The organism is Ruegeria sp. BHSB056 (assembly GCF_059613305.1).
The window spans coordinates 1-1,481 of the sequence record NZ_JBXWSG010000193.1 but is presented as its reverse complement, the minus strand read 5'-3'; the positions used below and the strand labels follow the sequence as shown (position 1 = coordinate 1,481).

2 protein-coding genes are annotated in these 1,481 nt (G+C 57.7%); both read right to left on the bottom strand.

Annotation, left to right across the window (positions count from 1 at the left end; translation table 11 throughout):
- Positions 1 to 195 precede the first annotated feature (195 nt).
- Complete coding sequence (locus AC2FND_RS20265) at positions 196 to 903, bottom strand: hypothetical protein (RefSeq protein WP_496771495.1); 708 nt, start codon at positions 901 to 903, stop codon at positions 196 to 198.
- Positions 900 to 1,481 (bottom strand): hypothetical protein (locus tag AC2FND_RS20260; protein ID WP_496771494.1); only part of this gene is annotated, 582 nt, incomplete at its 5' end. The genes AC2FND_RS20260 and AC2FND_RS20265, both read right to left, overlap by 4 nt.

Below are 1,481 nucleotides of genomic sequence, written 5' to 3'. Positions count from 1 at the left end.
TCTGACCCTTCTTGCCCGCCATAGAGCGCCCCATGATGTCCACTATCGATAGTGGACATCTTTAACACTCTCTCCCGAACGCCGTCAGAGCGGGGAAGCCGGACGGATACCTTTGTTGTGACTCAGGGTGTTTTTGTTTCGAATTTGTGCCATGCCGCACGCGTACCGTGCGACTATGACCAAAGTTTGTCAGCGTCACGCCCAACCTGTCAGTTTCTGTTGAACCGGGCCGGTTGTGTCGTCGAGGTCAGTCGCGGACAGGTAGGCCAACGCGCAGGCAATCGCACGGTCGGCGTGATGCCCTTTGCCGCCGCCTGACAAGACGAGATTTCCGGCCGTCGTTGAGGTCAGTTCGAATGACGCAATCTCATTCAGCAGGTCTTGTTTCCCCGGCAGGTCGTCAGCCAGCGTCAGCGTTCCAGTCTCAATGCCGACAGCCATGTTTTCGAGCAGGATGCCTTTCGATACCGTGACGCTCTTGCCCTTCTTCGACATGGTCGAGCCAGCCGTCATGACGACAGACCAGTGTTCGATCCCGGCGAGGTCGAGTGTTGACGAGAACGGCGCACCTAGGCCGGAGGCGTCGATTGCGAGAGTCCAATGCGGGATCTGGCCGAGGCGTTTCGCGAGATAGTCGGCAAGATCGGTATACGAGAACAGTTGAATGGATTCTTGGAATACAACGGTCGTGCGGCGCGCACCAAGACGTTGCTCAAACCCGTTGCCAGTGAACTCAGGATAGCATTCATCCCGTATGACGACGATTGCCGACGGGTCGTTGCGCCCAAGATCGAGGCCGACGCGGTGTTTTATCCAGCCGAACACCTGCGTACCGGCGGCTGCGGGATCAGCGTTTGAAGGAAGCGCAACGCGCCCGTCAGGCAAGATAACGTGCTTGGTCATGACAACTCCAATGCTTTGACATTCGGATTCGATGCCTTGGTAAGGGTGTCCCAAGACAGCAGCGGCGTGCCTGAACCAACGAACTCGCAAAGGTGTTCCCGACGGAATGTCGTCTCAGACATTGTTGCGCGGTCAAACTCGACCTGTGCCCGACGCCGTGGGATGTCGATTGAGCGCGCCATGATGCGACGCACCTTTTTGGCCGACGTCCAAGTGTCGTAGAAATACCCCTGACGCAGGTTGGGCGTGGACAGCAGGAAAATTCTGCCTGAGCTACGCCTCATGGGGAAAAATGCGAGCAGCGCGTCGTCGTCGAGGAAGCAGGTTTCGTCAGCCAGAATAGTGTCAGCGGTCATACCGCGCGCCTGATCGGTCGCAGGCACGACGACGATACGGCCACCATGTCGCGGGTGCGCCTCAAGCTCGGTTTGCGTTTGCCGTACGATTGGCGGGCAAAACGGGTCAGAGTTTTTGAACTCCAGAATACGTCGGAACAGTTCGGTCGATTGCCGCAGCGATGGCGCGGTCAGGATGACCGTCTTACCTACAGAGAAGTCGTCATAGGCCAATGATCCGCA